The sequence below is a fragment of the Enterobacter cloacae complex sp. 394F7 genome (assembly GCF_057320385.1).
The window spans coordinates 1-17,346 of the sequence record NZ_JBXWCS010000013.1; the positions used below are offsets into that span (position 1 = coordinate 1).

General features: G+C 55.0%; 19 protein-coding genes. 8 read left to right on the forward strand and 11 right to left on the reverse strand.

Annotation, left to right across the window (positions count from 1 at the left end; translation table 11 throughout):
* From AC2FAK_RS17940 to AC2FAK_RS17955, 4 genes are all read left to right on the forward strand, one after another.
* Positions 1–1,425: RHS repeat-associated core domain-containing protein (locus tag AC2FAK_RS17940; protein WP_485453322.1), on the forward strand; the 1,425-nt coding region annotated here is incomplete at its 5' end.
* Between the two features lies 1 nt (position 1,426).
* The gene (locus tag AC2FAK_RS17945) at positions 1,427–1,696 is read left to right on the forward strand and encodes a hypothetical protein (protein WP_095455482.1); all 270 of its coding nucleotides are present in this window, start codon (positions 1,427–1,429) and stop codon (positions 1,694–1,696) included.
* A 40-nt stretch (positions 1,697–1,736) separates the two neighbouring features.
* On the forward strand, positions 1,737–2,093 hold the full coding sequence (locus AC2FAK_RS17950) for a hypothetical protein (RefSeq protein ID WP_095455481.1): 357 nt from the start codon (positions 1,737–1,739) through the stop codon (positions 2,091–2,093).
* Positions 2,090–2,254, forward strand: coding sequence for an RHS domain-containing protein (locus AC2FAK_RS17955; protein WP_095455480.1), 165 nt, complete (start codon positions 2,090–2,092; stop codon positions 2,252–2,254). The genes AC2FAK_RS17950 and AC2FAK_RS17955 overlap by 4 nt, the downstream gene beginning before the upstream one ends.
* 18 nt (positions 2,255–2,272) lie before the next feature.
* On the opposite strand, the gene AC2FAK_RS17960 is transcribed toward AC2FAK_RS17955, so the two are convergent.
* Positions 2,273–3,574, reverse strand: coding sequence for a cytosine deaminase (locus AC2FAK_RS17960; RefSeq protein WP_029882157.1), 1,302 nt, complete (start codon positions 3,572–3,574; stop codon positions 2,273–2,275).
* Positions 3,575–3,815: 241 nt separating this feature from the next.
* Between AC2FAK_RS17960 and nirB the strand changes: the two genes are divergently transcribed.
* The 4 genes from nirB to AC2FAK_RS17980 all read left to right on the forward strand — a co-directional run bounded on the left by nirB (position 3,816) and on the right by AC2FAK_RS17980 (position 8,507).
* Positions 3,816–6,359: a nitrite reductase large subunit NirB gene (gene nirB, locus AC2FAK_RS17965; protein WP_045902141.1), complete on the forward strand. Its 2,544-nt coding sequence runs from the start codon at positions 3,816–3,818 to the stop codon at positions 6,357–6,359.
* Positions 6,356–6,682 carry a nitrite reductase small subunit NirD gene (gene nirD, locus AC2FAK_RS17970; RefSeq protein WP_013099065.1) on the forward strand — a complete coding sequence of 109 codons (327 nt, stop codon included), beginning with the start codon at positions 6,356–6,358 and terminating at the stop codon, positions 6,680–6,682. Before nirB ends, nirD begins: the two co-directional genes overlap by 4 nt.
* 135 nt (positions 6,683–6,817) lie before the next feature.
* On the forward strand, positions 6,818–8,191 hold the full coding sequence (gene cysG / locus AC2FAK_RS17975) for a siroheme synthase CysG (RefSeq protein ID WP_095455479.1): 1,374 nt from the start codon (positions 6,818–6,820) through the stop codon (positions 8,189–8,191).
* A 145-nt stretch (positions 8,192–8,336) separates the two neighbouring features.
* The gene (locus tag AC2FAK_RS17980; protein WP_008503029.1) at positions 8,337–8,507 is read left to right on the forward strand and encodes a YhfL family protein; all 171 of its coding nucleotides are present in this window, start codon (positions 8,337–8,339) and stop codon (positions 8,505–8,507) included.
* 145 nt (positions 8,508–8,652) lie between these two features.
* On the opposite strand, the gene trpS is transcribed toward AC2FAK_RS17980, so the two are convergent.
* The 10 genes from trpS to AC2FAK_RS18030 all read right to left on the reverse strand — a co-directional run bounded on the left by trpS (position 8,653) and on the right by AC2FAK_RS18030 (position 17,344).
* Positions 8,653–9,657 carry a tryptophan--tRNA ligase gene (trpS, locus tag AC2FAK_RS17985; RefSeq protein ID WP_020687783.1) on the reverse strand — a complete coding sequence of 335 codons (1,005 nt, stop codon included), beginning with the start codon at positions 9,655–9,657 and terminating at the stop codon, positions 8,653–8,655.
* On the reverse strand, positions 9,650–10,411 hold the full coding sequence (gene gph, locus AC2FAK_RS17990) for a phosphoglycolate phosphatase (RefSeq protein ID WP_095455478.1): 762 nt from the start codon (positions 10,409–10,411) through the stop codon (positions 9,650–9,652). Before gph ends, trpS begins: the two co-directional genes overlap by 8 nt.
* Positions 10,404–11,081 carry a ribulose-phosphate 3-epimerase gene (gene rpe / locus AC2FAK_RS17995; RefSeq protein ID WP_008503032.1) on the reverse strand — a complete coding sequence of 226 codons (678 nt, stop codon included), beginning with the start codon at positions 11,079–11,081 and terminating at the stop codon, positions 10,404–10,406. The genes gph and rpe overlap by 8 nt, the downstream gene beginning before the upstream one ends.
* Positions 11,082–11,122: 41 nt before the next feature.
* Entirely contained in the window at positions 11,123–11,935 is an 813-nt protein-coding gene (dam, locus tag AC2FAK_RS18000) for an adenine-specific DNA-methyltransferase (RefSeq protein ID WP_095455477.1), read from the reverse strand.
* 67 nt (positions 11,936–12,002) lie between these two features.
* A complete protein-coding gene (gene damX / locus AC2FAK_RS18005; RefSeq protein WP_095455476.1) occupies positions 12,003–13,304 on the reverse strand; it encodes a cell division protein DamX in 1,302 nt (433 codons plus the stop codon).
* Positions 13,305–13,396: 92 nt separating this feature from the next.
* Positions 13,397–14,485: a 3-dehydroquinate synthase gene (gene aroB, locus AC2FAK_RS18010; RefSeq protein WP_320736879.1), complete on the reverse strand. Its 1,089-nt coding sequence runs from the start codon at positions 14,483–14,485 to the stop codon at positions 13,397–13,399.
* 57 nt (positions 14,486–14,542) lie between these two features.
* On the reverse strand, positions 14,543–15,064 hold the full coding sequence (gene aroK / locus AC2FAK_RS18015; RefSeq protein WP_003861630.1) for a shikimate kinase AroK: 522 nt from the start codon (positions 15,062–15,064) through the stop codon (positions 14,543–14,545).
* A 286-nt stretch (positions 15,065–15,350) separates the two neighbouring features.
* Positions 15,351–16,586: a DNA uptake porin HofQ gene (gene hofQ / locus AC2FAK_RS18020; protein ID WP_095455474.1), complete on the reverse strand. Its 1,236-nt coding sequence runs from the start codon at positions 16,584–16,586 to the stop codon at positions 15,351–15,353.
* Positions 16,501–16,893: a HofP DNA utilization family protein gene (locus AC2FAK_RS18025; RefSeq protein WP_058660986.1), complete on the reverse strand. Its 393-nt coding sequence runs from the start codon at positions 16,891–16,893 to the stop codon at positions 16,501–16,503. The genes hofQ and AC2FAK_RS18025 overlap by 86 nt, the downstream gene beginning before the upstream one ends.
* The gene (locus AC2FAK_RS18030) at positions 16,883–17,344 is read right to left on the reverse strand and encodes a HofO family protein (protein WP_047024184.1); all 462 of its coding nucleotides are present in this window, start codon (positions 17,342–17,344) and stop codon (positions 16,883–16,885) included. Before AC2FAK_RS18030 ends, AC2FAK_RS18025 begins: the two co-directional genes overlap by 11 nt.
* Positions 17,345–17,346: the final 2 nt, after the last annotated feature.

Below are 17,346 nucleotides of genomic sequence, written 5' to 3' on the forward strand. Positions count from 1 at the left end.
GAGCGGAACATCCGCGACGGCGGCAGCCACAGCCACCACTATCACTATGACCACCGGCACCGGCTGGTACACCACCGCCTGACACAGCAGGGGCAGACGCTGCGGGAAAGCCGGTATCTGTATGACCCGCAGGGCCGCCGGGTGGGCAAACGGGTCTGGTACAGCCCGGACCGTGAACCTGAAGTGACCTGGTACGGCCACGATGGCGACCGGCTCACCACCACGCAGACGGAGGTGAACCGCATCCAGACGGTGTACCTGCCGGGCAGCTTCACGCCGCTGCTCAGAATCGAAACGGAAATGACGGAACTGGCGCAGGCGGGGTACCGCACGCTGGCGCAGAAGCTGCAGCAGGACGCAAATGTCACGTTTCCCCCGGCGCTGGTGACGATGCTGGACGGGCTGGAGGCGGAGCTGCGGCGCGGGGAAATCAGTCCAGCAAATCAGCAGTGGCTGGCGCAGTGCGGACTGACACCGGAGCAGATGGCGCGACAGCTGGAGCCGGTGTACACGCCGCTGCGCAAACTGCACCTGTACCACTGCGACCACCGGGGGCTGCCGCTGGCGCTGGTATGCCATGACGGGCGTATCGCGTGGCAGGCTGAGTACGATGAATGGGGTAGCGTGCTGCGGGAGTATAACCCGGACGGTCTGGAACAGCTTATCCGCCTGCCGGGTCAGCAGTATGATGCGGAAACGGGGCTCTGTTATAACCGGCACCGGTACTATGACCCGGCGCAGGGGCGGTATATCACGCAGGATCCGGTGGGATTAAGAGGTGGGTGGAATTTATATCAGTACCCGTTGAATCCAGTTGGATATATTGATCCTTTGGGCCTGTCTGCATACTCTGGATTTGGTTCAGGATTTGATAATTATGTGCAGGCAGCAGGATCATTAGGCACCTCAATGGCGGAGCAGGGAGCATCCCCTGAAGATCTTTCTGCCGCATTTAAACATATGGCGAAAGGAGATTTACCAAAGCAAGCAAGACAATTTATCGAAGGCTGGGTATATGGTTCTGCCTCCTATGCTTCTGTGATTGCTGTTGCATGCCTCTCCACACCTTTGGCTGTATCTGGTGCTTTAACAGGAGGAGCTAATGCCTTAAATCAAATATGGAATGGTGGAGATTTTAGCTTCAGTGACACATACGTTGCGACGAATGCAGGGGTTTTGACAGAAGGCCGTGGTCCGCTGGCAACAACAGGTATAAATGTCGCCGGGTACTCAATCAGTAATATAATTAAAGGAACTGCTCAGACAGTCGAAGGTGTTGCCTCAACTGTCTTTGGTTCCCTTATTGGCTTTGGGGCCGGAAAGGGGGTCGGGACAGTGGCTAATGGTACCGTTACGACAGGTGTTGGAGCTGTTGTGACTGAAGTTGCGACAAGCAAAGCTAATGAAAAGCTTAATGAGCAATAAAATGAATACTGAACGAATTGCGTGGAAATGTATAGTCTTATTTATAATCCGATATTTTGTGGTGTTAACATTCATACTTTATATGGTGCGACTTGGTATCACAGCTTTAATAGGACTAAAATTAGGTGTTTTTAAATTTGATTATTGCAAGGATTTTTTCTCCTCCATCAAAGAGGGGCTGGTTTATGGTGTGCTATTTGGCATAGGAGAGTGGGCAATGCGAAAGGCAAAAAATTTTGAGAAGGATAAAAAAAACAATAATGATAAGTAAATGTATAGCCTGATAGGAAATAATTGCAAGACATTCGCACATGATACTGCAACAGCGGGTGAAAAATAATTCCGTAGGGGGTGTTGTGATGGAGAGAATAATTAGGCTTGCGCTGTTGTGCTCTATCTTGATAAACGCTGTTTTACTTTATCGGGTATTTGATTTGGGGGTAGTGACAACTTACGGAATGGATGAAATTAATTACCGAAATCGGCAGGCCTCCGAACTGAAAAAATTACTTCCTTTATTACTGAAGTCAACTTCACAGGAGCAGGTATTACTTGCTGCAAAGCAAGCAGACCTAGAGGTGATCAAGAAATCTGGCGAGGGTACTTATGTTGGCACAGTACTTTTCACTTACTCCGAAGGTAAAGTAATGGCTGTTGATTTACAATGATAAAATATGGACTGCTGCTGGCGCTGATATGCCATGACGGGCGTGTCGCGTGGCAGGCGGAGTATGATGAATGGGGTAACGTGCTGCGGGAGAATAACCCGGACGGACAGGCGCAGCTTATCCGCCACCGCCAGCATAACGCTGCAGCGGCGTCGCACTAATCCCTGCGCCCCTCTGCGCTACGCAGAGGGGCTGTTTCTGGCAAAACTTATCTCTTCTCCCCCGCTATCCATCTGGATCCAGGTCTGCGCCAGCTGCGTGGTGGCAATAATCCGCCCCTGCCGAATGGACCAGCGCACCGGCACCTGACAGCGTACCGCCTCAAACCCACTCTCTGCAGGCAAAATCACCAGGTTCGCCGGGTTCCCCGTCTCAATACCGTAATCGCTCAGGCCAAAGGTGCGGGCGCTGTTATGGGTGATCAGGTTCAGGCCGCTGTCAATTTGCGGGTAGCCCATCATCTGACAGACGTGCAGCCCCATATGCAGCACCTGCAGCATATTGCCGGTACCGAGCGGATACCATGGATCAAACACATCATCATGACCAAAGCAGACGTTAATGCCCGCCGCCTGCAGCTCCTTCACGCGGGTAATGCCCCGACGCTTCGGATAGTCGTCAAAACGCCCCTGCAGGTGGATATTCACCAGCGGATTCGCCACAAAGTTAATGCCCGACATCTTCAGCAGGCGGAACAGCCGCGAGGTATACGCGCCGTTGTAGGAATGCATGGCGGTAGTGTGGCTGGCCGTGACCCGCGCGCCAATGCCAGCTTCATAGGCCAGCGTGGCGACCGTCTCCACAAAGCGGGACTGCTCATCGTCGATTTCATCACAATGAATATCCAGCGGACGGTCGTATTTCTTCGCCAGGTCAAAGGCGATATGCAGGGACTGCACGCCGTATTCCCGGGTGAATTCGAAGTGCGGGATGGCACCCACCACATCCGCGCCCAGCGTTAATGCCTCTTCCAGCAGCGCCGCGCCGTTCGGGTAAGAGAGAATGCCTTCCTGCGGGAATGCCACGATTTGCAGCGTCACCCACGGGGCGACCTCCTGTTTAACCTCCAGCATCGCCTTCAGGGCGGTAAGCGTCGGGTCGGAGACATCTACGTGGGTGCGGACAAACTGGATCCCGTTGGCAATTTGCCACTTCAGCGTTTTCCATGCGCGCGCTTTGACATCTTCATGGCTGAGCAGCGCCTTACGCTCCGCCCAGCGTTCAATCCCTTCAAACAGCGTGCCGGACTGGTTCCAGTGTGGCTCGCCCGCCGTCTGCGTGGTATCCAGGTGAATATGCGGCTCAATAAACGGTGGAATGGCAAGTCCGCCGCGGGCATTCAAGACCTCATAGCTTTCGCTGTGGGTCTCGTCCATGGGCGTGATAGCACCAAACCGACCGTTCTCGATGGCGATCTGCCACAGCCCTTCGCGATCCGGTAAACGAACATTCTGCACAAGCCAAAGCGGTGTTGTAGACATACCTTTCCCCTGAAAAACGCGGCTGAAATTAAGGAGTACCTGTTTTTCCCAAAATAGCCACTCTTTTTGTACATAAAATCGACGACAACGAAAAGCCAGCGATTTCCATAACTTAGAAAAATCCTGACAAATCATACATCTACCCCCTAGGGAGTAGGCGAAGGCGTATTTGATTTGCATCAATAAGTGCCCCTGCTGAATCGTTAAGGTAGGCAGTAATAGAAAAGAAATCGAGGCAAAAATGAGCAAAGTCAGACTCGCTATCATCGGTAACGGCATGGTCGGCCACCGCTTTATTGAGGATCTTCTCGATAAAGCCAGCGCTGAGCAGTTCGATATTACCGTGTTCTGTGAAGAACCCCGCAAGGCGTACGACCGTGTGCACTTGTCTTCCTACTTCTCCCATCATACCGCCGAAGAGCTCTCTCTGGTGCGTGAAGGTTTCTATGAGAAGCATGGCGTAAAAGTGCTGGTGGGCGAACGCGCTATCACCATCAACCGTCAGGAGAAAGTGATCCACTCCAGCGCTGGCCGTACGGTTTTTTACGACAAGCTGATCATGGCGACTGGCTCATATCCATGGATCCCGCCTATCAAAGGTTCGGAAACGCAGGATTGCTTCGTTTACCGTACCATTGAAGATCTCAACGCCATCGAATCCTGCGCACGTCGCAGTAAACGCGGCGCAGTGGTCGGGGGCGGCCTGCTGGGTCTGGAGGCAGCCGGAGCGTTGAAAAACCTCGGCGTTGAAACGCACGTCATCGAATTTGCCCCGATGCTGATGGCCGAACAGCTGGACCACATGGGTGGCGATCAGCTGCGCCGTAAGATTGAAAGCATGGGCGTGAAAGTCCACACCAGCAAAAACACCAAAGAGATTGTGCAGGAAGGCACCGAAGCGCGTAAAACCATGCGCTTTGCCGACGGCAGCGAGCTCGAAGTTGACTTTATCGTCTTCTCCACCGGTATTCGTCCACGCGACAAGCTGGCCACCCAGTGCGGTCTGGCGGTTGCCCAGCGCGGCGGGATCATGGTGAACGATACCTGCCAGACCTCCGACCCGGATATCTATGCTATCGGCGAATGTGCCAGCTGGAATAACCGCGTGTACGGTCTGGTGGCGCCGGGCTACAAAATGGCGCAGGTCGCGGTTGACCATATCCTCGGAAACGAAAACGCCTTCGAAGGCGCGGACTTGAGCGCCAAGCTGAAGCTGCTGGGCGTGGACGTGGGCGGCATCGGCGATGCGCATGGCCGCACGCCGGGCGCGCGCAGCTACGTTTATCTCGACGAGAGCAAAGAGATCTATAAACGCCTGATCGTCAGCCAGGACAACAAAACCCTGCTCGGTGCGGTGCTGGTGGGCGACACCAGCGACTACGGCAACCTGCTGCAACTGGTGCTGAACGCCATCGAACTGCCGGAGAATCCGGACGCGCTGATCCTCCCGGCGCACGCTTCCAGCGGCAAGCCGTCTATCGGCGTCGATAAACTGCCGGACAGCGCGCAGATCTGCTCCTGCTTCGACGTCACCAAAGGCATGTTGATCTCCGCCATCAACAAAGGCTGTCACACCGTAGCGGCACTGAAAGCGGAAACCAAAGCCGGGACCGGCTGCGGCGGCTGTATCCCTCTGGTCACTCAGGTGCTTAACGCCGAACTGGCGAAACAGGGCATCGAAGTGAACAACAACCTGTGCGAGCACTTCACGTACTCTCGCCAGGAGCTGTATCACCTGATCCGCGTGGAAGGCATTAAATCCTTCGACGAACTGCTGGCCAAGCACGGCCAGGGCTATGGCTGCGAAGTGTGTAAACCGACCGTCGGCTCCCTGCTGGCCTCTTGCTGGAATGAGTACATCCTCAAACCAGAACATACGCCGCTGCAGGACACCAACGACAACTTCCTGGCAAATATCCAGAAAGACGGGACTTACTCCGTTATCCCACGCTCTGCGGGCGGTGAAATCACCCCGGAAGGGCTGGTGGCCGTGGGCCGTATCGCGCGTGAATTTAACCTCTACACCAAAATCACCGGTTCCCAGCGTATCGGCCTGTTTGGTGCACAGAAAGATGACCTGCCGGAGATCTGGCGTCAGCTGATTGAGGCGGGCTTCGAAACCGGTCACGCGTATGCCAAAGCGCTGCGCATGGCGAAAACCTGCGTGGGCAGCACCTGGTGCCGCTACGGCGTGGGCGACAGTGTGGGCTTCGGCGTCGAGCTGGAAAACCGCTACAAAGGCATTCGTACCCCGCACAAAATGAAGTTCGGCGTCTCCGGCTGTACCCGTGAATGTGCCGAAGCGCAGGGGAAAGACGTGGGGATCATCGCCACCGAGAAAGGCTGGAACCTGTACGTCTGCGGTAACGGCGGGATGAAACCACGCCACGCTGACCTGCTGGCGGCCGATCTTGACCACGACACGCTGATTCAGTATCTCGACCGCTTCATGATGTTCTACATCCGTACCGCCGACAAACTGACCCGTACCGCTTCCTGGCTGGATAATCTGGAGGGTGGCATCGACTACCTGAAGTCGGTCATCATCGACGATAAGCTGGGCCTGAACGAACATCTGGAAGCGGAGATGGCGCGCCTGCGCGCGGCGGTGATTTGCGAGTGGACGGAAACCGTCAACACGCCAGCGGCACAGACACGCTTCAAACACTTCATCAACAGCACCCAGCGCGACCCGAACGTGCAGGTAGTAGCAGAGCGCGAACAGCATCGTCCGGCGACACCTTATGAACGTATTCCGGTGACGCTGGTGGAGGAAAACGCATGAGCCAGTGGGTAAACATCTGCAACATTAACGACATTCTGCCGGCAACCGGCGTCTGTGCGCTGCTGGGAAACGAGCAGGTCGCGATTTTCCGCCCTCGCCACGACGAACAGGTTTTTGCCATCAGCAATATCGACCCGTTTTTTGAGGCCAGCGTCCTCTCCCGCGGGCTGATTGCCGAGCATCAGGGTGAGCTGTGGGTCGCCAGTCCGCTGAAAAAACAGCGTTTCCGTTTAAGCGACGGACTGTGCATGGAAGATGAAAGCTACTCGGTGAAGCACTACGACGTTCGCGTGAAGGACGGCCAGGTGCAGTTAAAAGCCTAACCCCCCGCCTTTCCTATAGGAAAGGCTTATGACCCCTTATGGGTAACGGCAGGAAAAACCGTATGTTTCCGGCGATTCCTGCTGTTATTCTGACGTCAATTCTTACCCCCTCCATGAATGCTGTGAGGTAATGTCGTGGACCACCTGCCGATTTTCTGTCAATTACGCCATCGCGACTGCCTGCTTGTGGGTGGCGGCGATGTGGCTGAACGCAAAGCCCGCTTGCTGTTAGAGGCAGGTGCCCGTCTTACGGTTAACGCCCTCGCCTTCGCACCACAGTTTGAAGCCTGGGCGAAGGAAGGGATGCTCACGCTGAATCAGGGGGAGTTTAACGAGTCCCTGCTGGATACCTGCTGGCTGACTATTGCCGCGACGGATGACGATAAAGTGAATCAGCGCGTCAGCGATGCCTGCGAAGCGCGCCGTATATTCTGCAACGTGGTGGATGCGCCGAAAGAAGCCAGCTTTATCATGCCGTCGATAATCGACCGTTCACCGCTGATGATTGCGGTGTCGTCAGGTGGCCGCTCGCCGGTTCTCGCCCGCCTGCTGCGGGAAAAACTGGAAGCACTGCTGCCGCAACATCTTGGGCAAATTGCCCATTATGCAGGGCAACTGCGTTCACGAGTGAAGCAAACCTTCGCGACCGTGGGCGAGCGCCGTCGCTTCTGGGAAAAATTCTTCGTCAATGACCGGCTGGCCCAGTCGCTGGCCAATCAGGACGTGAAGGCGGTTGAAGAGACGACCGAGCAGTTACTCTCTGAACCGCTGGATCATCGTGGCGAGGTTGTGCTGGTAGGCGCAGGCCCCGGCGATGCGGGATTACTGACGCTGAAAGGACTCCAGCAGATCCAGCAGGCCGATACCGTTGTGTATGACCGTCTGGTCTCCGATGAGATCATGAATCTGGTACGTCGCGATGCGGACCGGGTGTTTGTGGGTAAACGTGCGGGTTATCACTGCGTGCCGCAGGAAGAGATTAACCAGATCCTGCTGCGGGAAGCGCAAAAAGGAAAACGTGTGGTGCGCCTGAAGGGCGGGGATCCGTTTATCTTTGGTCGCGGCGGCGAGGAACTGGAAACCCTCTGCAACGCAGGTATTCCGTTCTCTGTGGTGCCTGGCATTACGGCGGCATCCGGCTGTTCGGCATACTCCGGTATTCCATTGACCCATCGTGATTACGCGCAGAGCGTGCGTCTGATAACGGGGCACCTGAAAACCGGCAGCGAACTGGACTGGCACAACCTGGTCGCCGAAAAGCAGACGCTGGTCTTCTATATGGGGCTGAATCAGGCCGCTACGATCCAGGCGAAATTACTGGAACACGGCATGGAAGCGGATATGCCCGTCGCGCTGGTGGAAAACGGCACCTCCATTAAGCAGCGCGTGGTAAATGGGGTGCTGACGCAGTTGGGTGAGCTGTCGCAGCAGGTTGAAAGCCCGGCGCTGATAATAGTCGGCCGCGTGGTCGAACTGCGCGATAAACTCAACTGGTTCTCAAATCACTAGCGCATATTCTCCCTTCTTCGAGTAGTCCTTAACCGGACTACTCCCCTGTTACTGCTGTCGATAACATACCTCCCGCGAAATGGAACTTTTCCATTTATTCCCTCGTGTTACATCCAATTTAGTTTTTTTAAGACAAGGAATGCGTATGTTCAAACTGGCTAAAGCTGCCGTTCTGGTAGGCCTGTTATCGACTCTGACGGCCTGCACTGGCCACGTGCAAAACACCAAAAATAACTGCAGCTATGATTACCTGCTGCACCCGGCGATCTCCATTTCGAAGATCATCGGGGGTTGTGGCCCGGCGGCACAGCAGTAAGCTGTTTTACAGGTGTAAAAAAACCGGGGATTCCCCGGTTTTTTTGTTTAGAAAAGTGCGGCGTGATGCCCTCACCCTGGCCCTCTCCCACAGGGAGAGGGTACAAACCCTAAAAACGGTAACGCCGTTACCGTTTTGCTTTTACCTACGGCTTCGCAACAAACCCAATCGCTTCATACACCGCTTTCAGGGTTTCTGACGCGCGCGCGCTGGCTTTTTCAGCGCCCTCTTTCATCACCTTCTGCAGGAAGGCTTCATCGTTACGGTAGCGATGATAACGCTCCTGCAGCTCGGTCAGCATACCGGAAACGGCATCCGCCACTTCGCCTTTCAGGTGGCCGTACATCTTGCCTTCAAAGTGCTGCTCCAGCTCAGGAATGCTCTGGCCGGTCACACCGGAGAGGATATCCAGCAGGTTGGAGACCCCCGCTTTGTTCTGTACATCGTAGCGCACAACAGGCGGCTCGTCGGAGTCGGTCACGGCACGCTTGAGCTTTTTAACCACCGATTTCGGATCTTCCAGCAGGCCGATAACGTTGTTTCGGTTATCGTCAGACTTGGACATCTTTTTGGTCGGCTCCAGCAGCGACATCACGCGTGCACCGGATTTTGGAATAAATGGCTCTGGCACTTTGAACACTTCGCCATACAGGGCGTTAAAGCGCTGGGCGATATCACGGCTCAGCTCAAGATGTTGCTTCTGGTCTTCACCCACCGGCACCTGGTTAGTCTGATACAGCAGAATGTCAGCCGCCATCAGCACCGGATAGTCAAACAGACCGGCGTTAATGTTCTCGGAATAGCGCGCGGATTTATCCTTGAACTGCGTCATACGGCTCAGTTCACCAAAGTAGGTGTAGCAGTTCAGCGCCCAGCCAAGCTGTGCATGCTCCGGCACGTGAGACTGAACGAAGATGGTGCTCTTTTCAGGATCGATCCCGCAGGCCAGATAGAGCGCCAGGGTGTCCAGCGTGGCTTTACGCAGCTTCTCAGGATCCTGACGGGCGGTAATAGCATGCAGATCCACAATGCAGTAAATGCAATGGTAGTCATCCTGCATGCTAACCCACTGACGTAACGCACCCATATAGTTACCAATGGTCAATTCACCTGACGGCTGGGCGCCACTAAAAACGATGGGCTTAGTCATTTTTCAATTCCTGATGTTCACTGTATGAAAGCCCGAGTGCGGGCAACAAATCTTTGAAGCGATCGAACACGACGTCCGGCTCACTCAGGGTAATGGCCTCACCGTAGTTGTAGCCATAGGTTAACCCCACGGAGGGACAACCCGCCGCTCTGGCAGCCAGAATATCATTGCGTGAATCACCGACAAAGAGCAGCTCAGCAGGTGTTAAGGATAATTTTCCTGCCACCAGCAACAGCGGTTCCGGGTGCGGCTTTTTATTCTGTACGTCATCACCGCCCACAATCACGGTGAAGTATTTCGCGATATCCAGCGCGTCCAGCAATGGCGCAACAAACGGCGTCGGCTTGTTGGTAACCAGCCCCAACGGAATGCCTTTCGCATGCAGCTCGCTCAGCGTTTCCTTCACGTCCGGGAAAAGGAAGCTGCCTTCTTCAACGGTTTCTGCGTAGAAACGGTCAAACAGTTTGCGCAGAATCCGCAGTTGTTCTTCCTGCGGGATATCCGCGTGATCAACGCTCGGTTTGCCCTGTGCGGAACGTTGTGACGCACGCTCCTGGCGAGCCCACGTCAGGGCGCGCTCCATCAGGACATCTGCGCCATTACCAATCCACGTCACAACGCGATCTTCGCCCGCGACGGGCAGTTCAAGGGCGTACAGCGCCTGGTCGACGGCGCTCGTTAAGCCCGGCGCGCTGTCGACCAGCGTGCCATCGAGGTCAAATGCAATACCCCGGGTTGCCTGCAATTTATCCATGACTTACCTTCGCCAGCTCGCGGCGCATTTCATCTATAACTTTTTTGTAATCCGGTTGGTCGAAAATTGCCGAACCTGCAACGAACATATCCGCGCCCGCAGCCGCAATTTCACCAATGTTATTCACCTTCACGCCACCATCCACTTCCAGACGGATGTCATAGCCGGACTCATCAATACGACGGCGCACTTCACGCAGTTTATCGAGCGTGTGAGGAATGAATGACTGCCCGCCAAATCCAGGGTTAACGGACATCAGCAAGATAACGTCCAGCTTATCCATCACATAGTCGAGATAGCTCAGCGGCGTTGCCGGGTTAAAGACCAGGCCCGCTTTACAGCCGTTTTCTTTAATCAGCTGCAGCGTGCGGTCAACGTGTTCAGACGCTTCCGGGTGGAAAGTAATGATACTGGCGCCCGCCGCGGCAAAATCAGGCACGATGCGGTCAACCGGTTTCACCATCAGATGGACGTCAATGGGCGCGGTAATACCGTAGTTACGCAGCGCCTTGAGCACCATGGGGCCAATGGTCAGATTAGGAACGTAGTGGTTATCCATAACGTCGAAATGGACGACATCCGCACCCGCGGCGAGCGCGTTAGCAGTGTCCTCACCCAGGCGGGCAAAATCGGCCGACAGAATTGAGGGAGCAATCAAAAACTGTTTCATCCGCATCTCCTTGAAATGTGTTTACCGGCGGGCAAAACGGCTCAGGGGCGATAAAGAGCCAGGAGTTCGTCCACCTTTTTACGTGTGCCGCCGTTGCTGCTAATGCTACGCCGCACTTTGACCTGAAAATGCTTCGCGGCTTTGTACCATTCGCGCGTATCAGGGGTATCGTGATTCGAAATTAACACCGGAATTCTTTTGCTGACCAGCTTTTCCGCCATCTCCGCCAGACGGGCCTGCTCGGCCGGACTGAAGCTGTTGGTGTGATAGGCGGTAAAATTCGCCGTCGCAGACAGCGGGGCGTAAGGCGGATCGCAGTAAACCACCGAGTCTACGCCCGCCAGTTCCATACACTCTTCATATGAGAGGCAGTGGAATTCTGCATTCTGCGCTTTTTCAGCAAAGTGATACAGCTCGTCCTGCGGGAAGTAAGGGCGCTTATAGCGGCCAAACGGCACGTTGAATTCCCCACGCAGATTATACCGGCACAGGCCGTTGTAACCATGGCGGTTGAGATAAAGGAACAACAGTGCCCGACGGAACGGATCCTGGCTCTGGTTAAACTCAGTGCGCAGCTGGTAGTAAACATCCGGATGATTGTTCTCGGGCGTAAACAGCTTGCGCGCCTCTTCCACATACTCATTGGTACGCAGTTTGACGATGTTATAGAGGCTGATGAGATCGCTGTTGATATCCGCCAGGATATAACGAGAAAAATCGGTGTTCAGGAACACCGATCCTGCACCCACAAAGGGCTCGATAAGACACTCGCCTTTAGGCAGGTGCTTTTTAATATCATCAAGCAGGGGGTATTTCCCCCCTGCCCATTTCAGAAAAGCGCGATTTTTTTTCATGCTGACTAACTGATTACACCTTCTCCGGCTGTGGAGAAAGCTCCGACAGCATCCTGCGCTTTAAACATTACTTAAGATCGGCCTGAACCTGATGAATGGGCTTCGCCCACGGGTTTTTCGCCTGAACGTCTGCTGGCAGTGTCGCCACGGCACGTTTCGCTTCATCTTTAGAAGCATACACACCGCTCACCAGCACATACCACGGCTGCCCGTTACGGGTCGTCTGATAAACCACGTAGTTTTTCAGATTCGATTTCTTCGCCCAACCGTTGAGGTTGTCATAGTTGGACGAACTGCTCAGCTGCAGCGTGTAGTTACTGGATGGCGCAGATTTCAGTGAACCGACGTTACCCGTCGTTTTACCGGTTGTGCCAGCCGATGCTGTGGCGGTTGCAGCTGGAGCCGTTGTCGCCGCAGGTGCAGTGGTGGTGGCCGTGGCTTTCGGTGCAGTCTGCGTCACTGGCGCTTTTGCAGGCTCGCTTGCCGCAGCGGTTTCAGTCCGTTTCGGCTGCACCGGGGTTGCTTTGACTTCTGGTGCTTTTACCACAGCCTGAGGTTTTGTTTCACGCTTAGGTTCAATGACCGCCTGCTTACGTTCCTGACGTGGTGCAGTCTGAGTCTGACGCGGCTTGCTTTCCGTTGCTGCGGTTTGTGGCTGAGCGTTGCCACCGCGAACAGGCGCAACGGTTGCAGGTTCAGTTGGCAGCGTAGAGTTCACCACGACGTTATCCACCTGCTGCTGGTTTTGCGGCTGCATCAGCGCATTGTTCAGATCGCCCTGAACTTCTACACGCTGCTGGCCTTCTGGCGTGGCAGGTGCCTGATTCTGAGCGGGGGTAGAAGAGACTGGCGGCAGGGAAACATCCTGCGGCGTCGTTGTGTTACTGGCGGTCTGCTCTGCGGAGGTGGTCCCCGGCGCTGGCTGTGCACCATTTGCCTGATTTGCCGCATCGTTACCGGAGAGGTTGATGCTCTTCTCAGTGGAAGCCGTTTGCTCGCCAGAATTCGTGGAAGGCGCTTTCAGCGCGGAGCCAATGCCGACAATCAGCAGCACAAGCACCAGAACGCCCAGTCCCATCATGATGTACTGGCGGGAGGCCGGTTTCTGCGCGGCCGCTTTTTTACGTTTACGCGGGCGACGCTCTACTGGCTCTTCGTCCATTGAATCTTCTTCGGACTCATAATCCTCTTCTTCTCGCTCATCACGCGCATTGCGGCTACGTGAAGGGCGACGATCGTCTGCATCCAGATCAACATCGTCAAAGTTGATCTGCGGCTCGTTATCACGTTCTGAAGATTGACGAGAACGACCAGTACGACGATCGCTGGGATCGGGTTTCAGCTCGTCTTCTGGTTTGAATTCATCCATTTAACACCCCACTCAAAGGCTTATGCCAACGACTTTGCATTTCGCCTGAAGCTAAACGACCACCGGTAACAGTGGCTTGACCTTTCTAGTTGTTACGCCTGCTGACAATCAGCGATAGCGCCAAGAACGACATCGTGCGGCACTCCGCCGCGCACTTCACTCTTCCCTATTGCAAGCGGGAGTACAAGACGCATCTCACCTGCCAATACTTTTTTATCGCGCATCATGTGGGGTAAATACGCTTGCGCCAACATCTCCTGCGGCCCGGTTACCGGCAAGCCAGCACGTTCCAGCAGTGCGATGATACGTGCCGTCTCTTCTGGTTTGAACTGACCCAGACGTTCGGAGGTACGGGCAGCCATCACCATGCCAGCAGCGACAGCTTCACCGTGGAGCCAGTTTCCGTAACCCATTTCGGCTTCAATCGCGTGGCCAAACGTATGCCCAAGATTCAGTAAAGCACGTAAGCCCGTTTCACGCTCGTCTGCTGCAACAACTTCTGCTTTCAGCTCACAACAACGGCGAATGCAGTATGCCAGTTTAGCCTCATCCAGGCGCAGCAGCGCATCCATATTCTCTTCCAGCCACTTAAAGAACTCGCCGTCGAGAATAATGCCGTATTTGATCACTTCAGCCAGGCCAGAGGCCAGTTCGCGTGCTGGCAGGGTTTTCAGACAGTCGAGATCCACCACCACCGAAGCAGGCTGGTAGAACGCGCCAATCATGTTTTTGCCGAGCGGATGGTTGACCGCGGTTTTGCCGCCAACGGAAGAGTCGACCTGAGACAGTAAGGTGGTCGGAATCTGAATAAAACGGACACCACGTTGATAGCTTGCTGCCGCAAAGCCCGTCAGATCGCCCACAACACCGCCGCCAAGAGCAAGCAGTGTCGTATCGCGACCATGGGGTTTTTGCAGCAATGCGGTAAAGACGGTATCCAGTACCGTCAGGCTTTTATACTGCTCGCCATCGGGCAGAATTACACTGTCGACCTTCACGCCTGCCTGCTCAAGCAGGTGGCGAACGCGGTCAAGATAAAGCGGAGCCAGCGTCTCATTGGTGACCAGCATCGCCTGATCACCCGCTTTCAGTGGTAAAAAGGAAGCTGGGTCGTTAAACAAACCAGCCGAGATGGTGATAGGGTAACTACGTTCCCCGAGAGTAACTGTAATCCTCTCCATGACGCGACATCCACCTTTAATGCTTTTACCCGCAGGCGAGTGTATATAAAGCCAGAATCAGTTGCTTTCCAGCATATGAATAATCTGGTTTGCAACCACTTTAGCGCTCTGATCATCAGTACGAATGGTCACATCAGCAATCTCTTCGTACAGAGGATTGCGTTCATCGGCCAACGCTTCCAGAACTTCGCGTGGTGGCGTTTCAACCTGCAGCAGCGGGCGCTTTTTATCGCGCTGCGTACGTGCCAGCTGTTTTTCAATGGTCGTCTCAAGATAGACCACTACGCCACGGGCGGAGAGACGGTTGCGGGTTTCGCGAGATTTTACAGAACCGCCGCCGGTCGCCAGCACGATGCCCTGTTTTTCCGTGAGTTCGTTGATCACTTTTTCTTCTCGGTCACGGAAACCTTCTTCGCCTTCTACATCGAAGACCCAGCCCACATCAGCTCCGGTTCGTTTCTCAATCTCTTGATCAGAATCGTAAAATTCCATATTGAGTTGTTGAGCTAACTGACGCCCAATAGTGCTTTTGCCGGCACCCATAGGCCCAACCAGAAAGATATTGCGTTTCTCTGCCATTTTTTCGGTACTACTAAGACTATTCGTTAATGGTAATCCCCGCTTCGCAGACACCCGGCGTAGCAGGACATGAACTGAAACCTCATATGCAATAGAGCGAGAGTCAGACTAAAAATTATCTCAATACTCCGGCTTGTTTGGCAACTGATTAAATCACCGCACCAGACGCATAAGACAACAAGACGTCAGTCCAACTCAAATCGGTACTCCTTGTATGCTAATTCATGCCCCACGTCAAACATCTGCAACAAACTGAATGCAAAATCATTGCGGGGATCGTTACCCGTCAGTGAATAGCCACCAGACGTGGTGTTATAAACACCACTAATTCACGCCGTTCGTTGTCTTTACCGTCATGACGAAAAAGCTGCCCAAGCCAGGGGATTTTACCGAGCCCGGGTACGCTATCACTTCCGGTTTTATTCTTTTGCGAGAAAATACCGCCCAGCGCCAGCGTTTCTCCACTTTTTACCTCCACCTGAGTCTCTATTTCTTGTTTGTCGATAGCCAGCGTTTCGCCATCGGCCTGTTGCAACACCTGCCCAGGCATATTTTCACTGATATGTAATTTCAGGCGCACGCGCCCGCCCGGTAGCACCACTGGGGTGACCTCCATACCTAATACCGCCTCTTTGAACTCCACAGAGGTGGCCCCACTCTCCCCGCTGGAGACCTGGTATGGGATCTCACTGCCCTGTTTGATACTGGCTGGCTGCATGTGTGAGGCCAGCAGTCGCGGGCTGGCGATGATATCGACCTGCTGTTTTTGCTCCAGTGCTGACAGCTCCAGATCCAGCAGCCTGCCGTTAATACGCCCGATGTTAAACCCCACATGGCTGGTGGCGCTGGCCACAGACAAATCACTGCCAAGGGTTGACATTTGCCCAACCTTGCCCACTTCAGTGGCCTCGGCAAGATTCCATTTCACCCCCAGCTCCCGCAGACTTTTTTCGTTGATGGTGACGATATGCGCCGCCAGTTCGACCTGCTCGACGGGAATATCCATCTGTGTTGCCCAGCGCTGTAGCGTCTCCAGTACGGCTTTATTATCCCTGACCAGCAGCCGGTTGGTGCGTTTATCAAGAGACAGACTGCCCTTCGGACTGAGCAGTTTTTCCGCTGCGTTTTGTAGCTCCCCGGCATCTGCGTATGAAAACGAAATGCTTTGCGAGAGCAGCGGAGCCTCAAGCTGCCTGCGGGCCCGGTCCTGTGCTTTACGCTCCTGCTGTTCGCGCTGCCAGGCCGCCGTATGGACATAGAAAATGCCGCCCTCCTCGCGCATAACCAGCCCTGCGCTGGCGATCACCGTCTGTAATGCCTGTCGCCACGGAACATGCGTCAGACTGAGCGATAAAGTGCCGCTTACGTCGGGTGACACCACCAGATTACGATTCTCCTGCGCCACCAGCGCCTGCAGGACCTGAACCGCAGGAACGTCATCCACCACCAGCGTGACCGGCTTCGGTGCGGCGGCCAGCGGAGTGACGATCGTCAGTAACAGCAGCGTTATCCTTAAATTCATATTTTTTCGTTCCTTCTCGTTGCCATGTCCATTGCGCTGGCTCACAGGTTTCACCCACGTTTATGACGAGTTGCGTCTCATTCATTGCGCTGACCCGCCAGCCCGCCGGTAAACGTTCCTCTAAGTGCAGGCGATACCAGCGCTGTTTCCCGTCCTGCAACAGGGCAACCCCGCCGACCATGCCGCGATAGTGCCACTGCGTCAGCTCGCCAACGGCACAGGGATCGTCAGGCGGACGAAACGGATCGCGCATCCCGGTGAGTAACAGCACTGAGCAGAGCAGCAGGTAGCGCAGGCTATTTCGCATGGTCTTGCTCCAGCTGCACTCGCAGACGTAACGCCGCGCCCTGAGGCGCAAGCGTAAAGGCGGCAATCCGGACATCTTGCTGCGCCAGCCGGGCGAAAGCCGTCAGGATTGCTGGCCACTCGGCATCCAGCGCCAGCTCTCCACCGCCCGGAAGGGGTTTCCAGTGCACCAGCGTTGCGCCATCAGCCTGAAAATCCAGCGGGGAAAAGCGCACCACCGGGCGTGCGTCAGGCTCAGGTGTTCGGCGCGGCGCGTTGCTGGCGACAGGCCAGAGCGTCGCATGGCGCTGTACGGCGTCGGCCATTTGCTTCTGAAGCGCAGCAAGCTGTGAATTAAGCGGCCTCAGGAACAGGCCCCATGCGGTTCCCCACAACAAGGCAACGCCCAGCCCACCGCACAGGAGCCGGTACCGGCGACGGCTCTCACACCAGCGTTCAAATATTCTGTTCACAC